Source organism: Nonomuraea sp. NPDC003754 (assembly GCF_053605785.1).
In genome coordinates this window covers 1-1,608 of sequence record NZ_JBSGJX010000126.1, presented here as the reverse complement: position 1 = coordinate 1,608, position 1,608 = coordinate 1, and the positions used below count along the sequence as shown (strand labels likewise).

Genomic DNA, 1,608 nt, shown 5'->3' with positions numbered 1-1,608 from the left:
AGGTAGCGCAGGCGGCGGTTGCCCCGGGCCACCAACCAGGCCACCCCTCGTTCGACCGATGGGCGCCAGCGACGATAATCGGCCTGCCAGGCCGGGTCGCTGGCGGCCTGGCGCCGGGCAGCAGTCAGCAAAGCGTGATGCGGGTGGACATTGAGGTTGCGCCCGCTCTTGGCGGTGGTGCACCTGGCCCGCAGCGGACAACCCATACACCGCTTCTTGAACTGTGCGACCCGGGTGCCGCTGGATTGCGGCTGCCCCAGGACAACAGTGTGTCCGGCCGGGCAGGTCACCATGCCGGTGGCGGTATCGATGTGGAAGTCGTCGATGGTGAAACCGCCGGCAATGGTCTGCCGCAGCGGCGGAGGCTTGATGATCAAGGTGTGGCCAGCGGCGTGTAACGCCCGGCGAGCATGGCCGGTGCCGTAGGCGGCATCACCCAACACGATGACCGGCTCCTCCTCTCCGGCCAGTAACTCTTCGGCTACGACGGCTTCGTGGTGGGCGGCGCCGCTGCCAGGCCGTAGTGCGACGTCGGTGTAGATCCCGCTCTCGGGCTCGACGGCCAGGTGAGCCTTGTAGCCGTCCTGGTGCTGGGTACGGTTCTTGTGCACGTGCCGCGCTTGGGGATCGACAGTGGAGACGATCCGGTCATGGACGGTGCCGCCGGGCGATACGCCACCGCCCGTCGGTGCCGTCGGAGTCCTCGGCTGGTTCAACATCTTGGTAGGCCACCAGAGCCAGCAGAGCGACCGCGCCGGCCGCTTTGTCACCCAGCGGCTGCTGGGGCAGGTGGGCCAGCAGAGCGATCGCATCGGTGACCAGCGCGTCCACCAATACCTGCCGTGCCTGTTCATCGTTCCAGGCGATACGCGGCTTGCCCGGGTCGGCGTAGTCGTGGGCGGTGCAGCAGACGGCGGCGACCTGGCCGGCGCCGGGGACTTCACGGATCACCCGACGGATCGCGGCGACCACTTGGGTGATGGTGTCTTGGGTGGCCACCGCATCATCGAGCACGGTGGAATCCAACGCACGACGCTGCCGGCCCTTGATCGCCCCAGTGGCCGCGACCACCTGCTTGACCCGGGTGAAGATCCGGTTCGGGTCGCTCGAGCGGGCCAGACGACGGCGAAAGTAGGTCAGCAACGACGGATCGAACGCGGTGTCATACAAGCCCAGCCCGCACGCGGCCTTCCAACGCAGGTCACAGCGCAACTCCTGGACCGCTTCGACGTCCGACACCCCGTACAGGGCCTGCAGGACCAGCGCCGCGGCCAGCGCCTGCGGCGGCATACTCGGCCGCCCGTTGGACGAGGGTCGGCGAACATCGCTGCCGGAAACAGCTCCTGACGATGCTCAGCCAAGAACGCGAACACACTCCCTGACGGGATCAGCTCCCGGCAGGTCTGCCACACGTCCGGCCCGACCAGTTCCCCAGCCCATTCACCCTGCACACAAGTCAGTCTGGCCTCGCATCATCTGAGGCGAGGCCACAACGCAAGATCTTCAGTGGTCTTCTAGATGATTGATTCCAAGGGCTGAGGATTCCGAGTCTGGCTGCGAACATGCAGCGAGGGTGTCCAAGATCCGTGTGTGACGACAGAACTGAAC

At 66.5% G+C, this 1,608-nt stretch carries 1 pseudogene; it reads right to left on the bottom strand.

What is annotated here, in order from left to right:
- Positions 1–1,451: pseudogene (locus ACWEVS_RS46280) on the bottom strand (IS1182 family transposase); the annotation flags it as partial.
- Between the last annotated feature and the right edge of the window lie 157 nt (positions 1,452–1,608).